An 18,160-nucleotide genomic window follows, 5' to 3' on the forward strand; every position below is an offset into this window, starting at 1 on the left:
GGGAGTTTTTTGTGGACACATAAAGGACATAACGCTCGTCTATGCTAATGTATATTAATTGTTTGAAAGCGGGGTCTAGATTGAAAAAGAAACTTCTTCTCGTTGAGGATGAAATTCGTATTCGTGAACTGGTATCTGATTATTTCTTACAGAATGATTGGGAGGTACTTGAAGCGGATAATGGAAGAGATGCATTGGTTTGGTTTGATTCACTGCTGCCGGATCTGCTGATTCTGGATATCATGATGCCTGCTATGAATGGCTTCGAAGTGTGCCGTGAAGTTCGTGAGAAATCAGCGGTACCCATCATTTTGTTAACCGCCAAGTCTACAGATGACGACAAAATCTACGGTTTTGAATTAGGAGCCGATGATTATGTTACAAAACCATTTAGTCCAAAGGTGCTAGTAGCCCGGGCAAATGCACTTATGAAACGGGTTGAAGGCACCCATCAGCCTGAATCTAGCATAATAAAATTTGGTTCCGCGATGTTTAATACCTTGGCTCATCGGTTGGAGGTAGAAGATGCGGAAGTGGAGCTTACCCCTAAGGAATATGATCTTTTATGGCTTTTAATACGAAATAAAGGGATTGTTATTTCAAGGGATACGATCCTCAGTCGGATCTGGGGAATTGAATTTGAAGGAGATTCCAGAGTTGTGGACAGTCATATCAAAAAGCTGCGAAGTAAATTGGGTTATGAATCACGTTTTATTCGTACGGTAATTGGCACAGGATACATGTTCGAGGAAGAGGCATGAGAAGACGGGGAATTACTTTTAAACTGTTTGTGATGACCGTTATCTTTTTCCTTTGCTTCTATGGCATGGTGATTCTAAGCCAATTGCTGTTGTTTGACAATTTCTATCAGAAGCAAAAAGAGCACCGTGTGGAGAAACACCTTAAGAGCTTTGCGGCAAGATATATTAGCGAACCATGGGGAAGCACTAGAACCTCTCAGGAGCTTGTCCGGTTTATGCTGCGGAATAAAACACAAATGGTTATTTTGAAGCTGGATGGAAGGATGAATTCAGAAGATCCATTTCATATAAAGCTAATCGATGATGACGGGAAGAGTATGGTTGTTTCTTTATCCCTATTCATGAATCAGTACGGAGATTCACTGAGAGCAGCAAACATTAAAGTAGATGATCAGTTGAGCGTGGAAGGCGAACTTCTGGATGAAGACAGTGCTTCACCCGTTATACTCTACCCCATAAGCATTACAAAAAAAGGGGGCGGAACCATAGGGGAGACGGGAGAGACTGGGACGATTCATGCATCTGGTACTGTTGCAGAAGTTGTACTGCCTGATTTAAAAATATGGAATCCACGCCAGGGAATAATGTTTGAAGCTCTTGAGGAATGGTTTCCTTTGACATCAGCGCAGATAGAAGACTTTAAAAATTTGAAAATACAGAAACGAGACTGGGTTGCTCCCTGGAGTGGGAGTCGCAATTCTGTGGTTATTCTGCCCTTGAAGCAAAGTAACGGAGAAATTGAATTACTATTCACAGTCACTTCATTACAGGAAGTTAAGGATTCGAACGATGCGTTACGCTGGTTCTTCTTATATCTGGGAATGGGTGGCTTTGTCCTGATTCTGGTGCTTTCTCTCTTTTTCTCGAAAATGGTAACGCGTCCGCTAATTAAGTTAAACAAGATAGCAAAACGGATGGTTTCTCTGGACTTTACAGGGGACACATCGATTCGGCAGAAGGATGAGCTAGGCAGCCTTTCTAACAGCATGTTCACCTTATCACTAAGTCTGGACTCTGCTTTACGGGAGTTAAGAGAGGCCAATCAGCAGCTAGTTGAGGATATGGAACAGAAGCAAAGAATGGAGATCATGCAGCAGGACTTTTTTGCCAACGCCTCCCATGAATTGAAGACGCCCCTCAGTATTATCAAAGGTTTTGCTGAAGGCTTGGAAGACGGCGTTAGCGCCGGCAAGCAGGATCACTACATTAAAGTGATTATTGAGGAAGCCGATAAAATGGAGTTTCTTGTTAAAAATATGCTAGATCTAGCGCGGTTGGAGTCGGGCACGATTAAACTACGGAAATCTTCCTTTATGTTAAGTGAACTGACGGAAAAGGTGACGGACAAGCTGGTCCACTTGCTGAGTGAAAAACATTTGGAGGTCATCATTATTCCTGCAAATGAATTACCAATTTATGCTGATATGAACTGGATCGAACAAGTTGTGCTAAATTTTATGACCAATGCTATTAGGCATGCGGAAGAACGAAGTTCTATCACCGTCAATATTGAGAGTCATGCCCAGACTATTGTATTCACTATTCAAAATATAGGAGAATCAATCCCTGAAGATCAGCTGGAGCAGATCTGGGAACGGTTCTATCGGTCTGAGCCATCCCGCAGTCGAATGACAGGCGGTACGGGTCTTGGGCTTTCCATCGCGAAGCGAATACTAGATATGCACGCATGTCTCTATACAGTGAAAAATACGAAGAACGGTGTCAGCTTTACAGTGACCTTTGAAGGTTAAACCGAATCAACAGAAATACTGCTATGAAAGGGGTGAAATTGTATGAAATTGAACTGGTTGCCTTCAACGTGCACACTCGGAAATTTGGGACTAGGATCACTATCCTTGTATTTTACGATTCAAGAACGATATAGCCTAGCTTTATTAATGATAATGCTCGCGGCAATATGTGATGTACTGGATGGATTACTGGCAAGAATATTGCAATGTACTAGTGAATTCGGTAAACAATTGGACTCATTGGCGGATATTATATCATTTGGTTTAGCGCCTACCTTCCTTATCTTGTTATATAGGTTAGAAGATGCCGACTGGATTGGACCTGCAGCTGCAGTTTTCTTTTTGATTTGTGGCGCACTTCGTTTGGCCAGATTTAATCTGTCGGCGCCTTCCAAAGGGTTCGTGGGGATGCCCATTACTGCTGCTGGAGTCATTCTGTCGATGATTTCTTTACTAGATGAACGGATGAAACCAGGACTGGTCATCGGATTAATGGCATTGCTGTCCGTAATGATGATCAGCCGTATCCCATTTCCGTCCCTTAAAAAATCCTTCAACAGGAAGTGATACACCCATGCCTTGGATTATAGAGTTCATTTCACAATACGGATATTTAGCCATATTTGGCCTTATGGCACTTGGGATTATCGGACTTCCTGTGCCTGATGAGGTGTTAATGCTGTTTGTAGGCTATTTATCCTCCGTTATGGTTTTGGATTTTTCACTTTCCGTATTGGTTTGCTTTATGGGATCCATCACAGGAATGCTTATCAGCTATACCATTGGTCTAAGGCTAGGACAACCTGTGGTAGCAAAATTCGGCAAGTGGGTTGGCCTTACACCCAAGCGTTTTGCCAGTATGAAAAGATGGTTTTTGCGGTTCGGAAACTGGGCGATTTTCATTGCTTATTTTATTCCCGGTCTGAGGCATGTATCAAGCTATATCTCTGGTATCAGTGCTATGTCTTTCAAAAAATATATACTAATAACGACTGCAGGAGCGCTAACCTGGTCACTTCTTTTTGTTTCTATCGGCTTTTTTGTGGGGGCTAAGTTTTCCTTTTTATAGCCTTTGAAGTTTAACATTATTAATCGCAATTGAATGGAGCAAGATCAATGAATGTATTCAAGCGATTCTACACGAATATTACTACCAGACGCTTTTTTATTCTCGCACTTATCGGGTTGCTGCTGTACATGGTTCGAGGGATGCTTAATCTGGTGCTGCTGACGTTTCTGATTGCTTTTGTCATGAACAGCTTTCAGATTGTGCTCAGTAAGCGAATTGGTAAATTTATGAAGGTTAACAGTAAGGTGATTATTGTCATTTTATACCTTGCTTTAATCGCATTGATTGTACTGGCCTTTGCAAAATATCTTCCTAAAGTATTGGAGCAGATTAAGCAATTAGCCATCTTCCTCACCAATCTCAAGTCAGAGGATCTTCCGCAGAACAAGATTACATTATATTTGTATGAAATGTTCAGGGACCTTAACTATCAGTCCTATATCAAAAGAGGCATCGATTATGTGCTGCAGGTTAGCAACTGGGGTGCAACTTTCGTAGTATCAACCATTTTAAGCTTTGTGTTTATTCTGGAGAAGAACCGGGTCGTCAGTTTCACTTCCAGGATGAGAGAGAGCAGGATTGCCTGGTTTTATATAGATCTGGAGTATTTCAGCCGAAAATTCATCGTTTCCTTTGGGAAAGTAATTGAAGCGCAAATTCTCATTGCCATGTTCAACACCTGTCTTACTGTTATTGGCTTGTGGCTGCTTAACTTCCCGTATTTATTTGCCCTAGCGATTTTGATTTTTCTGCTCAGTCTCATCCCGGTGGTTGGTTTTTTGATTTCGCTCATTCCGCTTTTAATAATTGGTTACAACATCGGCGGTCTGATGACAGTTACTTATGTGCTGGCGATTATTGCGGTGTTGCATTTTATCGAAGGCTATTTCTTGAATCCTAAGTTGATGTCCACAAAAATGAATTTGCCGATGTTTTTCACCTTTAGCGTGTTGTTGTTCTCTGAGCATTATATGGGTGTCTGGGGACTTATTCTTGGTATTCCTATCTTTGTATTTATGTTGGATATCCTTGAGATTACCCACGAAGATTCGTTCAAAAGAGCGAAGCCCTAAGCTGAATACTAAAAAACCCAAGTTATAAGCTGTTTTCGGTACTTTTCCGGAGACAGCTTATTTGTCATGCACATTGCACAAAAAAAATTGCTAATGGGCTTTTTTTGTGAATAACGTTTTATATTGTGTCCTGCTGTCATAAGTTAGCTAAGGGAGTAATGTTCAGAGTCTTTAAAGAAGGAACAGGAACAAAGGAGGTACAAAAAAGATGGAATCACAGCTGCGGAGGTATACCCCCTTTAGGGGCCCGTTTGATCCTTGCCCACCGGTGCCGTTCAAGACGTATGTAGTTCCACCCAATCAATTTATCACCTTTCAGCCACCCGATTTGCCACAGTTTAGTTTGCAGGAGGCTCTGAAGTATGGAACGCTCTGGCCGGCACTATTTAGTCCGTATGAATCCAAGTGCAAAGGAGGAGGGAAATAGACTATGGAGGCAAATCCTTGCGACCAACGTTATTATGAATTGCTTGAACAGTTGCAGACCCTTGATTTTGCCTTAGTGGAGTTGAACTTATACCTAAATACGCATCCTGACGATCTGAGAAGTATTGAACAATTTAATCAGCTTACGCTGGAACGAACTAAGCTAGCGAATCATTTTCAGGAGTTATATGGTCCGCTGCAGAATTTTGGCCGCGCTTATTCTAAATGTCCATGGGAATGGAATCAACCCCCTTGGCCTTGGCAGGTGTAAGAGGAGTATAACCGTAAGGAACTATTTTTCTAGAGGAGGGAAGTTCCCGAATGTGGATATACGAAAAAAAACTGCAATATCCGGTACGGGTGGGTAAATGTGATGTCCGGATGGCGCGTTATTTGAGTGAGCAATACGGAGGCGCAGATGGCGAGCTCGCCGCTGCACTACGCTATATGAATCAAAGATACACGATTCCAGATAAAGTTATTGGCGTGTTGAACGATATTTCTACTGAGGAATTTGCTCACCTTGAGATGATTGCCACGATGATCTACAAGCTGACGAAGGATGCTTCGGTATGCGAATTAGAGGAAGCGGGATTAGGGCCACATTTTGTAGCGCATGATCATGCCCTGTTCTACACGGATGCTAGTGGAGTTCCATTCACCGCAGCCTATATTCAAGCTAAGGGAGATCCGCTGGCAGACCTTTATGAAGACATTGCGGCTGAGGAAAAAGCCCGGGCTACATATCAGTGGCTGATTGACATGACGGATGACGTGGATCTGCAGGATAGCCTTAAGTTCCTGCGGGAGCGGGAGATTGTGCATGCATTACGGTTTAAGGAAGCGGTGCAGATTATTATTGATGATCGGAATCAGAAGCGGGTGTTCTGACTCAAGAAGAAGTCGCCATTTTGGCGGCTTTTTTATTTTTCTATTAGATAGTTACTTGGTTGGTTAAAATTTACTGTGTTAATATTAGCGAATATAACTAGAGGAGGAAAATTATTGAAAAGTAAAAGAATTTATACCTTATTAGTATTAATACCTGTATTTCTTGTACTGGCAGTTTGCAGCAGTGGTAATGCTAAGGTCTATAAGATGGAGCCCGATACTTTCTCCAAACAGGATATGGCCATTTACAAGGTAGATAACAGCAGGGAAAGAGTCAGCTATGGCATGAGTCGTAAGAATGCGGAGAAGGTTCTGGGGACTGGAAATGAAGGAATTTCCAATTGGTATACATATGATTCAGGAGTGAGTGTACTCTACAGATATGATAAGGCTGTAGCCATAACATTGGGAAGAGAATCTCAGGGGGCATATAAAACTGCCCGAGGAGCTGAAGTTGGTACGAACAAAGAGAGAATTAAAGAGTTATATGGAGAGAAATATGCGATAGAGAATGCTTCGGAAAGTATGAAATCTTTTAAATATTTGGAATATTATTACGATACAGAAACAAAGAAACTAGTAAAAGAATATACATCAGATTTTAAATCGCTTTCCAAAAAAGAACTCAGAGCCAAATATCTGCTTTCAACAACCTATGATGAGGACGGAAAGATTGGGTTGATCATACTGGCGGATGCGCAGGCAACTAACACTTTTGAATGATATGGAGATTTATTAATATTCTCTTCCAAAAGGGTACGAACGATGTTAGCAGAGAGATTAGGATTCGGAAATTTGATACAGTTCTGTATTAATTAATTATGGTAGCCACCTATCGGGTTTAAGGAAGCGGGTGTTCTAAGGATTTCTGTGAAAAAGACATTTAAAGCCGTTCTCTTTTATAAGAGAACGGCTTTTTTACGTTAAAAAATATGGAGGCTCCGCAGGAATTGATAGAAGAAATACCCCCCAAAGCCGATTAATACAAAACCTGCGCTGATAGTCACCCATTTAATTGCTGTCCGATTCATTGCTTTTCGTGTGGTGGATACAATCGTCATCAGGCCAATATCATGGAGTAGGATACCAATCAGGATACCTAATCCCACTAGCAAAAAGCTGCCCGTATTAGTACGGTCAAAGGAGTCGGACAATACGGTACCAAAGACACTTACCCAAAATACCAGGTTTCCTGGTGAGATCGCTACTAGCAAACCATTTTTGTAAGAAGAGAACAGCGATTTGGACGTCTTCTCACCTCCAAGGGAAATATCATGATCTGCATTCTTGATGCTGTCATAGCCAACGTAGCACAGGAACAGAGCCCCAACTAGCCACATGATCACTTGTATGATAGGCATGGAAAGAATAGAGGCTAGACCCAGGTATAAGCCTAGAATTAGGAAGAGGTCGATGGTCATTCCCCCGAGGCCAACAATCCAACCATGCATAAAGCCATTTTTCAAGCCTTGTTTGGTCATTTCAATGGTAATGGTACCTACGGGGAGAGCGATGGAGAAGCCGAGCAAAACGTATGTAAGAAATAAAGTCATTAAAATTAAAAGCCCCCTTTATCAAATTAAACGAAAGTATATTTTACACCATGAAGTAATAGGGGGCAATTCTTTTGAGTGAATTTATCTATTACAAATTTGCTCTATAATTTTCGACCGCTCTAATAGAGATGGTCTTTTTTATTTATTTGAGGATCGCCAGAGATGAATATTAATGGTCTCGATTTTCTTTACCGATGAATTATTGGTCGAAAATTAATATACAATAGTTCATATGATTAAACCATTAAACCCAAAGGGGCAGCTTATGGACAGACAAGAACGCTTAAAAAATCTGGCTGAAGAATTTGGTGAATGCAGTAAAGCTCTTGCAGCCATTGGAGATGAGACACGTCAATCCATCATCATTGCTTTGATTGAAGGTGAAAGTGATTGCGAAAAAGGAATCAGAGTTGGTGAGCTGACACAAAGGACCAATTTATCCCGTCCAGCTGTATCTCATCATTTGAAGGTATTAAAAGAGGCTAATTTGATTGGTTTTGATCAGGAAGGCACCAAAAATTATTATTATTTGGATGTACTTAAAAGTGATATTTTCAGACTCAAAAGGTTGTTTGACCATATCGATGAGTTCATCAAGGATTCTGCAGAATCAGATCCTAAAACTATAAATGATGATGAAGGGTGACATGAGATGAAAAATGTGATTTTGTTAGGTGGAAGTGGTTATATCGGAACACATTTGTCGGAAGAATGGTTAAGAAAAGATCCTCAGGTGCAGATCATCAGCGTATCCCGAAACGGAAAGCCTGGAAAGTTATTACCGAGCCTCGTTAATCACAATCGGATAAAATGGATGTCTGTCGATATTTTTGATATCGATTCTTACATTAGTAAGTTACCTCAACAAGCGGATGCCATCGTTGATTTGGTCGGCACTGCTACAGCAAACAGCAAGGAGGATTTCGAAAAGCTAAATGCTGAGCCGGTAAACATTATGGTTGAGCTTATGAGTAGATTGAACATTCCCAAGGGATGTTATATTTCAGGACGGATGGGAATGCCCTTTAAAAATAAACAATTTCTTGAATCCAAGCATAGAGGAGAGCATATCGCCCTTACAAGCGGCAAAAATATCGGCATTGTAAAACCAAGTCTGGTTTACGGGGATCGTGCTGATGCGGTTGTCATGGTTCCTTTTGTACAAGCCGTAGGTCTTTTCAACAAGGATCTAAAACCCATTAAAGTGAATCAGTTGGCTCAGCAGATTATACAAATATGCATTTAATACTATAATATTAGTGATTTATGGACTAGTATATAAGCGATTAATTGAAAAAAAAGAGCCTCATTAGCTTCGGCTAACAAGGCTCTTAATACTGTCATGAGTTTGGATTTCATTATTTAATTGTTATCTTTATCGGTTTGTTTGATCAGTTCATAAGCGATATACCCGATCATTCCCAAGAACAACCCTGTGCCTGCAATAATGTAAACAATCGTAAATATTTTTCCTAGTGCTGTCTGAGGAACGAACGTTGGATGACCTAATGTACTAAGCGTTGCAACGCAGAAATAAATAGCATCCAGAACAGACAAACCTTCCTGTTTGACATAAAAAATGGTTCCAGACAACAACGTCATCAAAACTAATAAGAATAATGCTTGGAAATTTTTACGTTTGAGCGCTTTCCATAAGCCCGAGAATAAACGTTTTAAAGTTAGTAAAAATGATAACATGCAGCTCCACCCTTCATTTATATTAGAGCATACATAACAAATTAACGTCAAATTTAAAATAGATTTGCAGGAAGAAACTGAGGAGGTTGTGGGGAACTTAAATTTCTAGCATTCAGAGCTGAAACTGGTCACACTCCATTCAAAGCTAGTCTAAGCTATGTTATTATTACCTTATATTTTCCTATAAATAACAAATTATAGAGTTTGGAGGTTTAAGAATGAAAAGTAAGCGTAACTTGATAATGCTGTTATTGTTTGCTTTGACGATTATACTTTCAGGATGTAATGATAAAAAAGCTGCGATATTATCCATGGATGAAATACGAGATCTAGCTCAGCAAGGCGAGGCGTTGTCGTGGAAGGATTTTGAAGGTCATCCCTTTGAAGACGTTGGTTCAGGTTTGTACATCCGTAAATATGAAATTAATGAAAACTACCATGTGCTGGTGGGTGGCGGAAGTGTTGATGCAGCTCCTCTGTATATAAATCTTGTCAAAAGAAACGGAGAAAAGATCGATATCCGTTATGATGACATCGATCATTTTATCCTCAATTAAATGAGGGGTTTTTAGGCTATTCAAATCTTATTCCGTTAGATAATTCATCCAGACGCTCCCAGTCGAGTACAACAATTTCTTGCTTAACCTTATATAAAATTCCCATGTCGGTGAGCCGCTGAATGACACGGTTTAAATGGCGGGGAGTAGTCCCAATCAAAGAGGCTATATCTGGTATATAGGGTGTCTGAATTTCTTTTCCAAACTCACGTTGGAGTTGAATGGTCAATAAATAACTTGCAAACCTTTCTTCTACAGAGCCCAGCAAGTTCGTTCGGGATGCGGATGTGCAGGTTAGAAGCTTGTAGGAGAGATGTTTCAGCAACAAGTCTTTAAACCTGTGGTTATCCATTAGGTCAGACTCAACCTTTTGTTTCGGGATAAATAAGAGGCTGGTTTGTTGTACCGCTTCAACTTGGGATTGGATCACAACTTCCTGCACGTATTCAATATCCCCGAATAATGACAAGGGTGAGCAGAAACGTAATAACAAGGATTTTCCCGTCCCCACACTAGAAGAAACCTTGGTACGCCCCTCCACTTGAAAATAAATTCCGTCCAGCTCATCCCCCTCACGCAAAATGATTTCATTCTGCTCATAGACAAGTAACTGGATTAAAGCATGTGTTGACGTTGTGAATACTTGGTCTAGATTAAATTGTGTAATGTAATGTGATATCAGATTTGGATCGTGAATAGATTTCATCGTTTACTCCTTTTTGGACATCGGTCCTTTCCATTATATCTGAACTCGTTATTATAGAGAAAAAAGGGAGGATATAAACGATGAAATTTATTTTTGATTTAGATGGGACGATTTGTTTTAGCGGCAAACCTTTGAGTAAATTTATTGTACAAGCCTTGGATTCTCTAATTGAAAAAGGACATGAGGTTATTTTTGCGTCAGCCCGGCCTATTCGTGATTTATTGCCTGTGTTGCCTGCTCATATGCATCATTTTTCTATGGTTGGCGGGAATGGCGCGTTTATTGCAAAGGGTGGGGAGGTTATTTCGACGATACATTTTGACCCACAGACTGCGGACAACCTCCTGAATTTGATTGAAGAATTTGATGCAACTTATTTGATTGATAGTCATTGGGACTATGCATATTCGGGTTCTGCAGACCATCCCATCCGGAGAAATGTAGATCCAGAACAACGCGCCAAAAATGTAACTCCGTCGGAGCTGGATGAGATTGTGAAGGTAGTTATTTTGAGCAGTCTGAACGGGGAACAACTTATACATAAGCTGCAAAATCTGCCGATTGTGATCTACCAGCATGGACAAGAAGATATTATGGATATAAGTCCACAAGGTGTGAACAAATGGACAGGACTAAAGAGGTTAGGCATAGAACCGCAGCAATTTATTGCTTTTGGTAACGATGCTAATGATATAGAAATGTTTAGACATTCCGCACATTCGGTTTGTGTTGGCGATCATATATCTTTGGGAGAAGTTGCAACGGAAAAGGTTAGTAGCGGTGAAGAGCAGATTGTTAGAAAAATAATGGAGCTGGTGGGAGGTCTGCGATAATTGATGGGATGGGATGGTGATCACCAGCTCAGAGGTCATTGTTGCGGACTGTATAGTCGCTATTTCGGGATTTAGCTTCATTAGGCGGAGTGTTCGGACTCAGGAGGCGTTATCTGGTCAGAAGACAGCGGTTTTTGCACAAAAACAACTCAATAACGACTATGGGGTCCGAATAACCTCATTTCTGTCTATTTCGAAGCCAATAAGGACATTTGAGTCCGATGGTAGGAGGTTGGTCGCTATTTGCAACAAAAAACCTGCCATAAAATCAGCAGGTTTTTTGCATGGATGAGCAGAAATAAGTGCGATAACTATTCTAGATAAGTTCTTGGCGGCGATTTAAATAACGATATAAAACACAACCGGATATCGCGCATATAGCTGCACACAAACCGATAAAACCATACCCAGCTTGAAGACCACGTAGCAAGCCAGTTTGTGTTTCTGCTCCGTAAAGCCTCTTTACACCTTCGATTACTGCACCTATGGCATAGTTGCCAATCACGCTACCGACTCCCATTAGTGTAACTGTAAAGGTGATGGCAGTGTCACTGCCATGCGGATACCTTTTTGCGATAAACGCCATGACGGTCGGATAAATCATAGCGATACCTATGCCTGCTGCTGCGAATAGAAACGCGAGCTGTTCCCCACCCAAAATAGCAGCAAACGTACATAAGGCAGAGAAGGCTGAAAAAATGATAAGCGATAGATTGAAACCAATCTTATCTGTAACCGGCCCCAGCAGGAGCCTTGCTAGCGAGAAGCAGAGAAAAAAGGTGGACAACATACCAGAAGCTGTAACTGTATCCCACAAGTATGCTTTTTCCAAAAAATTCACTAGCCATCCACCTACTGCAAGCTCTGACACTACACCGAAAGAAAGAATAAGCACCATCAGCCATAAAGCGGGATCGCGGACCAGTGTTTTTAATGGGATCCGGTCCTCTTGCGGAAGATCGTCACCCGGAAATGTACTGCGCAAGGCAGATAGAATAGGCAGTAAAGATAAGCTTAGCATAATCAGATACATTCCGCGCCAGTCGAGTGGATGGCCAAATATACTTACCGACATGAGTCCTGTTGCCAGCAGTGGAGCTAAGGTTGAACTAAATCCGTAGAAAAAATGGGATAAGTTCATCATCGTCCCGGTATTTTTTACGAAGATGCGTGCTCCCAAAATGGCAAGACCAATCTCCAGCATTCCGTTTCCGATGTACATCAGGAAATAAGAAGCTGAGAAAAAGGGGTAGCTGTGGGAGATATAGATTAACACTCCTGAGAATATCATGGATGCAAAAGCAATGATACTGACAGCCTTGATCCCCCACTTCCGAACCAATACAGCTGTAAAGGAGCAGGCGATCAAATAACCTAATGCATTTAGGGATAAAAGGGTGCCGAGCTGTTTCTCGTCCAGATTAAAGTCGAATTGGATTCGCGGAATGGCAGGTCCCTTAATATTTTCCGATATGCCAAACACTATAAATCCTAAAAAGATGGTTGCCAATTGCATGGCGTAAATCTTGTTAAATCCCCCGAAGCGCTTTTTCAAATTGAGATCCTCCCAGAACGGGTTACTTTATTGCTCAATGTCTCTGTAATACTCTTCTTTAAGTTTTTCCCAGTGTTGCTTATCTTCGTCGGTGATTGCTCTTAATACCTTGCATGGGTTCCCCACCGCAATTACATTGTCAGGGATATCCTTAGTCACGACTGAACCTGCACCGATGATTACATTGTTGCCGATTTTTACCCCAGGATTGATTACTGCGTTTCCACCAACCCACACATTGTTTCCAATGGTAATCGGTGTACCGAATTCAAGCATACTAATACGCACATCCGCATCTATGGGGTGACCGGCAGTATATACGCCTACTCTAGGTCCAAAGAGAACATTGTTACCAATCGTTACTTTAGCTACATCAAGGATAATGCAGTCAAAATTAGCGTAGAAGTTATTGCCAACGGTAATATTACTGCCGTAATCACAACGGAAAGGAGGTTCAACATATAATGACTTTCCTGTAGACTCAAATAATTGCTTGAGTAGTTCTACTCTATATTCACCTTGTTCTTCCGTCGTATTGTTAAATAAACGAGTGAGCATTCTGGATCTTTTGTTATCCTTTGCTAATTCTTCACCGCCTGCCATATATAGCTTTCCTGCAATCATGTTTTCTTTGTTTGTTGCCATTCGTAGTTCCTCCTGAAGTGTATGTTAGTTTTATGTTTTACCGGCGCTTCTCAACCAGCTGCAACGAGTAGGTTAAGCTTTCCAGTGTGATCGCAATTAATCCGTTCATGTAATGATCATCAGGTTGATCCAGCACAATTAAGTGAGGCATATGCTCCTCTGGAATCACTTCCAGACAACGTTGATAAATCGGCCGCACATTCTCTTGTTTGACTTGTTCTCCTGTGAGAGCTATGGTCTCTGGATTAATAATTGCAATCAGGGACGATATAGTGTGAGCCGCCAAAGGGATGAAGGTATCCGTGTGGTCCAAGCTACTCAATTGCTGTTCACGCGAGATTCCAAACGGTAAAAAAGAGACTTCACCAGCAAATCTGGTATTACCTTTGTGGATATGCCCGTCGATCATCATCCCGGCGCCTGGAAAAGCACCTTTGATAAAGGTCACTACGACAATGGTTTTATCCTCTTCATAATCCTGCTGTTTATAGAACCCGTAAACGGTCAGATTCATATCATTTTCAATCGTGACTTCAAGCTCGTATTTTTCTCTGAGCAGTGATTCTAAGGGAGCATTCATTAACTCTTTAATGTCACAGATATTAATGACACCTTGGTGAGCAAGGCCGGGAATCCCAATCCCTACTGCCTTGATATTGTTATATTGTTGGATAAGCGTATCCAGCAGATGGTCGATGGCTGCAGCATCTACGTACTCTAATTCCATCCATCCATGATCCACACGATCACCAACTGAATTGGTCACCGCATAGGTTATGGATTTCTGGCCATCTTCAATTTTGGCATAGATACATGCAATATAGGAAAAATCAGCGTTATAGATAAATCGTCTGGCCGGTCGGCCTCCATTTGAAGCCTCCAGTTCAGTCTCAATGACTTCACCAGTCTCCAGAAGCTCATTCAGGATATTTCCGCAGGTAGCAATACTTAATCCGGTGGCACTTGCAATCGTGGATTTGGTTCCTTCCTTCATCGATTTCAAGGCTTGCTTGATAAGCTCCTGATTTATCTTTTTCACACGAATAGAATTGTTTGCGATTTGGTTTATTTTATTCACCTCTAGACTTTTGAAAATGGTTATTAAAAGTATTATCAATACTATAACTTGGCTCTATATAATTGTCTAGCAATCGACAGTTTTTTATAATGGATTTTTTTGAACGGACATGTGGCTTTCAATCAACCTGCGGTGTCTAATTAAATGTAAGGTCAAGAGGAGGTTCTTACAATGTCTGGAGCTCATGACAAATCCACTGGTTATCCGGATGAACAGGGAGACAAGCAAAGCTTTGAAATCACTTATAATCAATATCGCGAAAGAATCCATAAATATCTTTCGTTGAAAGTAAACTCGGGTAGCACGGAAGACTTAACGCAGCAGGTTTTCTTAAAGGCCATGGAAAAAATCCAAACATTTAAAGGGAATTCGAGCTTATTCACTTGGATCTTCAAAATCGCACAGAATATTGTGAAAAATGAATATCGGGGCTTTTATTTCATTGCGCTTTTTTGTAGACTGCACCTTGTTAGAGATCTCTAAGATTGTTGGAATGCGAGAAAGTGCGGTTAAGAAACGATTGTACCGAGCATTAGAGAGATTAAGAAGTGAACTTAAAGAGCTGTTGGTGAAGTAGACGCTCCTAATTGGTTCATGGGCACTTTTGAGGGAATAAAATTGAAAATTGTTTCTCCTTTGAATCCAGGACCAGAGCATACTATGAAACTATTCTTAAATCCACGCTGCACTTGTTTACAATGTGGTTAATCGGTGACCTTAATTCACTTGCTCCTAAATGGCTGTGTCAAGGGATTGCGGGATACGAAGTAAAACAAATGCCTGATGAGTTCATTGAAAATTCGACTTCAGAGCAAATTTATAATCTTGTTATTCCTACTTTTCAAACATTAAATTCCGCGGGCTGGGATTTCGAAACGATGAATGGCTTTCAGTTTTCTTATTTAATCGGTGAATTATAGTTTTTATTATAAGAGGGTCACATTTGCCATGTATTTGAGGCTGTTGTGACCCTTTTAAATGTCGGGCTAGAAACTATTAAAAGAATAGACAGCATCATTTGTTTCATCGAACAATAATCCACCATTTACGAAGATTTTCACAAAAAGACCAATTGTAATGGATGTACACTATGGAAATTAATAGAATCAATGTTATATAATTCACTAAGATACAAGCTAAAAATGTTCACTCATAATTTGAACCGGGTACATAATCTAATCAATATTCGGCCAGCCAGAACCTTCTGGTTGGTCTTTTTAATGTGATGCGTCTACTTTGTAGGCGATTTCGTTATATTTAGTAGATTGGTAGATTGGTAGATTGGTAGATTGGAGGGGAATTAAATCGGGGAGGACAAATGGGTCACAGAAGCGCAGCAGGGCAATGAGGCAGCGGTGGAATTATTAATTCGGCATACCTATAGTGATATTTATCGATTCATCAGATGGAAAATACATAATGACGAATTGGCCTGGGATCTTGCACAGACAGTGTATGAAAAAGCATGGGCCAAGCTTGACAGCTATCAAAATAAACAGGGGAGTTTCCGAGCTTGGTTGATGGCGATCGCGCGAAATGTCTGCATTGACTATTTTCGCAGCAAAGGTGCTCGGCAAGCAGAGTTGAATCAAAGCTTATCTGATGAAATCACAGTCGAAGGAGATTTTCTTGAAGGAATATTACTTCGTGAAGAGGTTAAGCAGGTATACGCCGCGATTTACTCACTGCCAGAGGAACAGAGGGATGCGCTCTTGTTAAGGTATAAATATGAATTTACGTTTACAGAAATAGCTGCCGTAACTGATGAACCTGAATCTACTGTGAAGTCAAGGGTAAGCCGATCGCTGATTAAATTACGTGATTTACTAAGGTATTCCAAGCAAGAGGACATATCCCAACCCCTAAAGAAAGGAGCAGGAAAATGAGGGTTAAACGTAACCATCAAGATTACCTCAATCTGAATTTACAGGATGAGATGACAGCAGAGTCTGTAGAGGAGATCGTGAATTATATCAGGTGCATTCCTGAACCGCCACGCCTTGACGGTTTTGCAGAAGAAGCCATGAGCAGGTGGAGAAAATCCAAGCGTGCTTTACCTGCGCCAGTACCACCCGTTCCTCTATTTGCACGGCAACAGCTGAGGATTCTTTTTTCACAGGGATGGTGGAAAGAGGTTGTGCTTGGTGTGATCTTGTTTGTAGTAGGATATTTGGTGCTGAGTGTTATGAAGATTGTTAGCCCTATGTTCATTCTGTCCATCGTGGGTTGTATTCCTTTACTGGTGGTCGTCTCTCATACGGCTCGGAATACGCTCTGTGGAATGGGAGAACTCGCACGTAGTTTTAGAATCCCGTTGCATCGGTATGTGCAAGCTCGGTTCCTTATGGCAGGGGTGATCTCACTACTGATTAACGTTAGTGTAACTGCTATGGTAACCCCGGTAGGGGGAACGGAGTTTATGCTGCGTATGACCCTGCTATGGTGCATCCCGATCCTAAACAATGCGGCGGTAGCGTTAGTATTATCCACGCTGATACGTAATTTTAGACAATTAACGACCGTACTCTTCATGTTGCCTCTCTTTTGGATGATTTTATTTTCCGGAGAATTTGCAGTGAGATGGACGATGTCGGTCGAGTTATTTTGGTTAATGGGACTGGGCGTTCTGTCGGCAGTGGTATTTAGCCTAGCCATGAGGTTTCAATCCAGAATATTGAGCAGGGGAGGGTTTCTGATTGGAGCTTAAACTATGTAATATTGTACATGATTTCGGCAAAAAGCGAATTTTAAATACGATCAACCTTTCTATGTCACCTGGTGTGTATGGTCTTCTAGGACCTAACGGAACAGGAAAAACGACATTGATGCGTATTGTTGCAGATATTCTGTATCCGACTCGTGGAAATGTACTTTTAGATGGACAAAACAAGGATGATATGGGGGATCAGTACCGGGCTCAGATAGGTTATTTACCGCAGGAACTGGGGATGTACAATCATTTTTCAGCTCGCGATTTCTTGTATTATGTTGCTGCCCTAAAGGGGTTGACCAAGAAGGAGGCGAGTGATCGTATAGAGGTTCTTGCTCAAATGGTTAATCTATCCGGAGAAATGGATAAAAAATGTGGTAAGTATTCCGGCGGGATGAAACGTAGACTCGGTATCGCTCAAGCATTGCTTAATAATCCGGGCATCCTCATTCTGGATGAGCCCACAGCAGGACTTGACCCCTCGGAACGCGTAAGATTTCGAAATTTAATTTCTGAAATATCAAATGAGCGCATCGTTATTTTGTCTACTCATATCGTTTCTGATGTTGATCATATAGCTAAACAGGTGCTACTGATGGGGCGAGGAGAGTTACTTCGTCAAGGAACAATTAAGGAGTTGACCAATGAATTGCAAGGAGAGGTTTGGGAGGCACATGTCCCCGGGCGGTTGCTGGCTCAAATCGAAGAGAATGGAACTGTAGTGAATGTGCAGCAGACAGATACTGGACTAGTGGTTCGGGTAGTCAGCAAGACTTTGCCAGTTGAGAATGCACTGATGGTGAATCCTTCATTAGAAGATGTATATATGCATTATTTTCGGAGGGGATGAC

The 18,160-nt window shown here is 41.2% G+C and carries 24 protein-coding genes; 18 read left to right on the forward strand and 6 right to left on the reverse strand.

Annotated elements, in window-relative coordinates; genetic code table 11:
* Window positions 1–80: 80 nt before the first annotated feature.
* The 9 genes from MHI51_RS09370 to MHI51_RS09410 all read left to right on the forward strand — a co-directional run bounded on the left by MHI51_RS09370 (window position 81) and on the right by MHI51_RS09410 (window position 6,694).
* On the forward strand, window positions 81–761 hold the full coding sequence (locus MHI51_RS09370; protein ID WP_341001880.1) for a response regulator transcription factor: 681 nt from the start codon (window positions 81–83) through the stop codon (window positions 759–761).
* On the forward strand, window positions 758–2,512 hold the full coding sequence (locus MHI51_RS09375) for a HAMP domain-containing sensor histidine kinase (RefSeq protein ID WP_076219641.1): 1,755 nt from the start codon (window positions 758–760) through the stop codon (window positions 2,510–2,512). Before MHI51_RS09370 ends, MHI51_RS09375 begins: the two co-directional genes overlap by 4 nt.
* Before the next feature lie 42 nt (window positions 2,513–2,554).
* A complete protein-coding gene (pssA, locus tag MHI51_RS09380; protein WP_076219640.1) occupies window positions 2,555–3,079 on the forward strand; it encodes a CDP-diacylglycerol--serine O-phosphatidyltransferase in 525 nt (174 codons plus the stop codon).
* A 7-nt stretch (window positions 3,080–3,086) separates the two neighbouring features.
* The gene (locus MHI51_RS09385) at window positions 3,087–3,581 is read left to right on the forward strand and encodes a DedA family protein (RefSeq protein WP_076100017.1); all 495 of its coding nucleotides are present in this window, start codon (window positions 3,087–3,089) and stop codon (window positions 3,579–3,581) included.
* 47 nt (window positions 3,582–3,628) lie between these two features.
* Complete coding sequence (locus MHI51_RS09390; RefSeq protein ID WP_341001883.1) at window positions 3,629–4,654, forward strand: AI-2E family transporter; 1,026 nt, start codon at window positions 3,629–3,631, stop codon at window positions 4,652–4,654.
* A gap of 208 nt (window positions 4,655–4,862) precedes the next feature.
* Window positions 4,863–5,081 carry a spore coat associated protein CotJA gene (locus MHI51_RS09395; protein WP_036684070.1) on the forward strand — a complete coding sequence of 73 codons (219 nt, stop codon included), beginning with the start codon at window positions 4,863–4,865 and terminating at the stop codon, window positions 5,079–5,081.
* A 3-nt stretch (window positions 5,082–5,084) separates the two neighbouring features.
* Window positions 5,085–5,351 (forward strand): spore coat protein CotJB, encoded by a 267-nt coding sequence (locus tag MHI51_RS09400; protein ID WP_036684069.1) that lies wholly within the window; start codon window positions 5,085–5,087, stop codon window positions 5,349–5,351.
* A gap of 50 nt (window positions 5,352–5,401) precedes the next feature.
* A complete protein-coding gene (locus MHI51_RS09405) occupies window positions 5,402–5,971 on the forward strand; it encodes a manganese catalase family protein (RefSeq protein ID WP_036684067.1) in 570 nt (189 codons plus the stop codon).
* A 114-nt stretch (window positions 5,972–6,085) separates the two neighbouring features.
* Entirely contained in the window at window positions 6,086–6,694 is a 609-nt protein-coding gene (locus MHI51_RS09410) for a hypothetical protein (RefSeq protein WP_076219041.1), read from the forward strand.
* A gap of 200 nt (window positions 6,695–6,894) precedes the next feature.
* Here the strand turns inward: MHI51_RS09410 and MHI51_RS09415 are convergent, their stop codons facing one another.
* Entirely contained in the window at window positions 6,895–7,524 is a 630-nt protein-coding gene (locus MHI51_RS09415; RefSeq protein WP_076219042.1) for a LysE family translocator, read from the reverse strand.
* A 268-nt stretch (window positions 7,525–7,792) separates the two neighbouring features.
* Here MHI51_RS09415 and MHI51_RS09420 point away from each other — a divergent pair, with 268 nt between their 5' ends.
* Complete coding sequence (locus MHI51_RS09420; RefSeq protein WP_076135812.1) at window positions 7,793–8,173, forward strand: helix-turn-helix transcriptional regulator; 381 nt, start codon at window positions 7,793–7,795, stop codon at window positions 8,171–8,173.
* A 6-nt stretch (window positions 8,174–8,179) separates the two neighbouring features.
* Window positions 8,180–8,773 carry an NAD(P)-dependent oxidoreductase gene (locus MHI51_RS09425; RefSeq protein WP_076219044.1) on the forward strand — a complete coding sequence of 198 codons (594 nt, stop codon included), beginning with the start codon at window positions 8,180–8,182 and terminating at the stop codon, window positions 8,771–8,773.
* Window positions 8,774–8,889: 116 nt separating this feature from the next.
* Here the strand turns inward: MHI51_RS09425 and MHI51_RS09430 are convergent, their stop codons facing one another.
* A complete protein-coding gene (locus MHI51_RS09430) occupies window positions 8,890–9,225 on the reverse strand; it encodes a potassium channel family protein (RefSeq protein ID WP_076124810.1) in 336 nt (111 codons plus the stop codon).
* 218 nt (window positions 9,226–9,443) lie between these two features.
* Here MHI51_RS09430 and MHI51_RS09435 point away from each other — a divergent pair, with 218 nt between their 5' ends.
* Window positions 9,444–9,782: a hypothetical protein gene (locus MHI51_RS09435; RefSeq protein ID WP_076187103.1), complete on the forward strand. Its 339-nt coding sequence runs from the start codon at window positions 9,444–9,446 to the stop codon at window positions 9,780–9,782.
* Window positions 9,783–9,798: 16 nt separating this feature from the next.
* Here MHI51_RS09435 and MHI51_RS09440 read toward each other — a convergent pair whose 3' ends face one another.
* The gene (locus MHI51_RS09440) at window positions 9,799–10,488 is read right to left on the reverse strand and encodes a Crp/Fnr family transcriptional regulator (RefSeq protein ID WP_405173811.1); all 690 of its coding nucleotides are present in this window, start codon (window positions 10,486–10,488) and stop codon (window positions 9,799–9,801) included.
* Between the two features lie 80 nt (window positions 10,489–10,568).
* Here MHI51_RS09440 and MHI51_RS09445 point away from each other — a divergent pair, with 80 nt between their 5' ends.
* Entirely contained in the window at window positions 10,569–11,321 is a 753-nt protein-coding gene (locus MHI51_RS09445) for an HAD-IIB family hydrolase (RefSeq protein ID WP_076277529.1), read from the forward strand.
* Between the two features lie 316 nt (window positions 11,322–11,637).
* Here MHI51_RS09445 and MHI51_RS09450 read toward each other — a convergent pair whose 3' ends face one another.
* The 3 genes from MHI51_RS09450 to MHI51_RS09460 form a co-directional block, all read right to left on the reverse strand.
* Window positions 11,638–12,837, reverse strand: a complete 1,200-nt coding sequence (locus tag MHI51_RS09450) for a sugar MFS transporter (protein WP_076104606.1) — start codon at window positions 12,835–12,837, stop codon at window positions 11,638–11,640.
* Between the two features lie 66 nt (window positions 12,838–12,903).
* Entirely contained in the window at window positions 12,904–13,521 is a 618-nt protein-coding gene (locus MHI51_RS09455) for a sugar O-acetyltransferase (protein ID WP_076277527.1), read from the reverse strand.
* A 37-nt stretch (window positions 13,522–13,558) separates the two neighbouring features.
* Window positions 13,559–14,599, reverse strand: a complete 1,041-nt coding sequence (locus tag MHI51_RS09460; protein ID WP_256719068.1) for an ROK family protein — start codon at window positions 14,597–14,599, stop codon at window positions 13,559–13,561.
* Between the two features lie 171 nt (window positions 14,600–14,770).
* On the opposite strand from MHI51_RS09460, the gene MHI51_RS09465 reads away from it, so the two are divergent.
* The 5 genes from MHI51_RS09465 (at window position 14,771) to MHI51_RS09485 (ending at window position 18,159) form a co-directional block, all read left to right on the forward strand.
* Window positions 14,771–15,082: an RNA polymerase sigma factor gene (locus MHI51_RS09465; protein WP_405173812.1), complete on the forward strand. Its 312-nt coding sequence runs from the start codon at window positions 14,771–14,773 to the stop codon at window positions 15,080–15,082.
* Complete coding sequence (locus MHI51_RS09470; protein ID WP_256721863.1) at window positions 15,018–15,176, forward strand: RNA polymerase sigma factor; 159 nt, start codon at window positions 15,018–15,020, stop codon at window positions 15,174–15,176. The genes MHI51_RS09465 and MHI51_RS09470 overlap by 65 nt, the downstream gene beginning before the upstream one ends.
* 778 nt (window positions 15,177–15,954) lie before the next feature.
* Window positions 15,955–16,485 (forward strand): RNA polymerase sigma factor, encoded by a 531-nt coding sequence (locus MHI51_RS09475; protein WP_076219050.1) that lies wholly within the window; start codon window positions 15,955–15,957, stop codon window positions 16,483–16,485.
* On the forward strand, window positions 16,482–17,306 hold the full coding sequence (locus tag MHI51_RS09480; RefSeq protein ID WP_076219051.1) for a hypothetical protein: 825 nt from the start codon (window positions 16,482–16,484) through the stop codon (window positions 17,304–17,306). The genes MHI51_RS09475 and MHI51_RS09480 overlap by 4 nt, the downstream gene beginning before the upstream one ends.
* Window positions 17,296–18,159 carry an ABC transporter ATP-binding protein gene (locus tag MHI51_RS09485; RefSeq protein WP_076187118.1) on the forward strand — a complete coding sequence of 288 codons (864 nt, stop codon included), beginning with the start codon at window positions 17,296–17,298 and terminating at the stop codon, window positions 18,157–18,159. Before MHI51_RS09480 ends, MHI51_RS09485 begins: the two co-directional genes overlap by 11 nt.
* Window position 18,160 lies beyond the last annotated feature (1 nt).

The organism is Paenibacillus sp. FSL H8-0260 (assembly GCF_045040625.1).
In the GTDB taxonomy this organism is placed as follows: Bacteria; Bacillota; Bacilli; order Paenibacillales; family Paenibacillaceae; genus Paenibacillus_AQ; species Paenibacillus_AQ odorifer.

Coding starts and splice junctions, on each gene's coding strand:
- MHI51_RS09445 (WP_076277529.1), top strand. CDS start 10,569: ATGAAATTTATTTTTGATTTAGATGGGACGATTTGTTTTAGCGGCAAA.
- MHI51_RS09405 (WP_036684067.1), top strand. CDS start 5,402: ATGTGGATATACGAAAAAAAACTGCAATATCCGGTACGGGTGGGTAAA.
- MHI51_RS09375 (WP_076219641.1), top strand. CDS start 758: ATGAGAAGACGGGGAATTACTTTTAAACTGTTTGTGATGACCGTTATC.
- MHI51_RS09400 (WP_036684069.1), top strand. CDS start 5,085: ATGGAGGCAAATCCTTGCGACCAACGTTATTATGAATTGCTTGAACAG.
- MHI51_RS09450 (WP_076104606.1), bottom strand. CDS start 12,837: ATGCAATTGGCAACCATCTTTTTAGGATTTATAGTGTTTGGCATATCG.
- MHI51_RS09435 (WP_076187103.1), top strand. CDS start 9,444: ATGAAAAGTAAGCGTAACTTGATAATGCTGTTATTGTTTGCTTTGACG.
- MHI51_RS09430 (WP_076124810.1), bottom strand. CDS start 9,225: ATGTTATCATTTTTACTAACTTTAAAACGTTTATTCTCGGGCTTATGG.
- MHI51_RS09470 (WP_256721863.1), top strand. CDS start 15,018: ATGAATATCGGGGCTTTTATTTCATTGCGCTTTTTTGTAGACTGCACC.
- MHI51_RS09465 (WP_405173812.1), top strand. CDS start 14,771: ATGTCTGGAGCTCATGACAAATCCACTGGTTATCCGGATGAACAGGGA.
- MHI51_RS09425 (WP_076219044.1), top strand. CDS start 8,180: ATGAAAAATGTGATTTTGTTAGGTGGAAGTGGTTATATCGGAACACAT.
- MHI51_RS09390 (WP_341001883.1), top strand. CDS start 3,629: ATGAATGTATTCAAGCGATTCTACACGAATATTACTACCAGACGCTTT.
- MHI51_RS09385 (WP_076100017.1), top strand. CDS start 3,087: ATGCCTTGGATTATAGAGTTCATTTCACAATACGGATATTTAGCCATA.
- MHI51_RS09420 (WP_076135812.1), top strand. CDS start 7,793: ATGGACAGACAAGAACGCTTAAAAAATCTGGCTGAAGAATTTGGTGAA.
- MHI51_RS09395 (WP_036684070.1), top strand. CDS start 4,863: ATGGAATCACAGCTGCGGAGGTATACCCCCTTTAGGGGCCCGTTTGAT.
- MHI51_RS09455 (WP_076277527.1), bottom strand. CDS start 13,521: ATGGCAACAAACAAAGAAAACATGATTGCAGGAAAGCTATATATGGCA.
- MHI51_RS09415 (WP_076219042.1), bottom strand. CDS start 7,524: ATGACTTTATTTCTTACATACGTTTTGCTCGGCTTCTCCATCGCTCTC.
- MHI51_RS09440 (WP_405173811.1), bottom strand. CDS start 10,488: ATGAAATCTATTCACGATCCAAATCTGATATCACATTACATTACACAA.
- MHI51_RS09480 (WP_076219051.1), top strand. CDS start 16,482: ATGAGGGTTAAACGTAACCATCAAGATTACCTCAATCTGAATTTACAG.
- pssA (WP_076219640.1), top strand. CDS start 2,555: ATGAAATTGAACTGGTTGCCTTCAACGTGCACACTCGGAAATTTGGGA.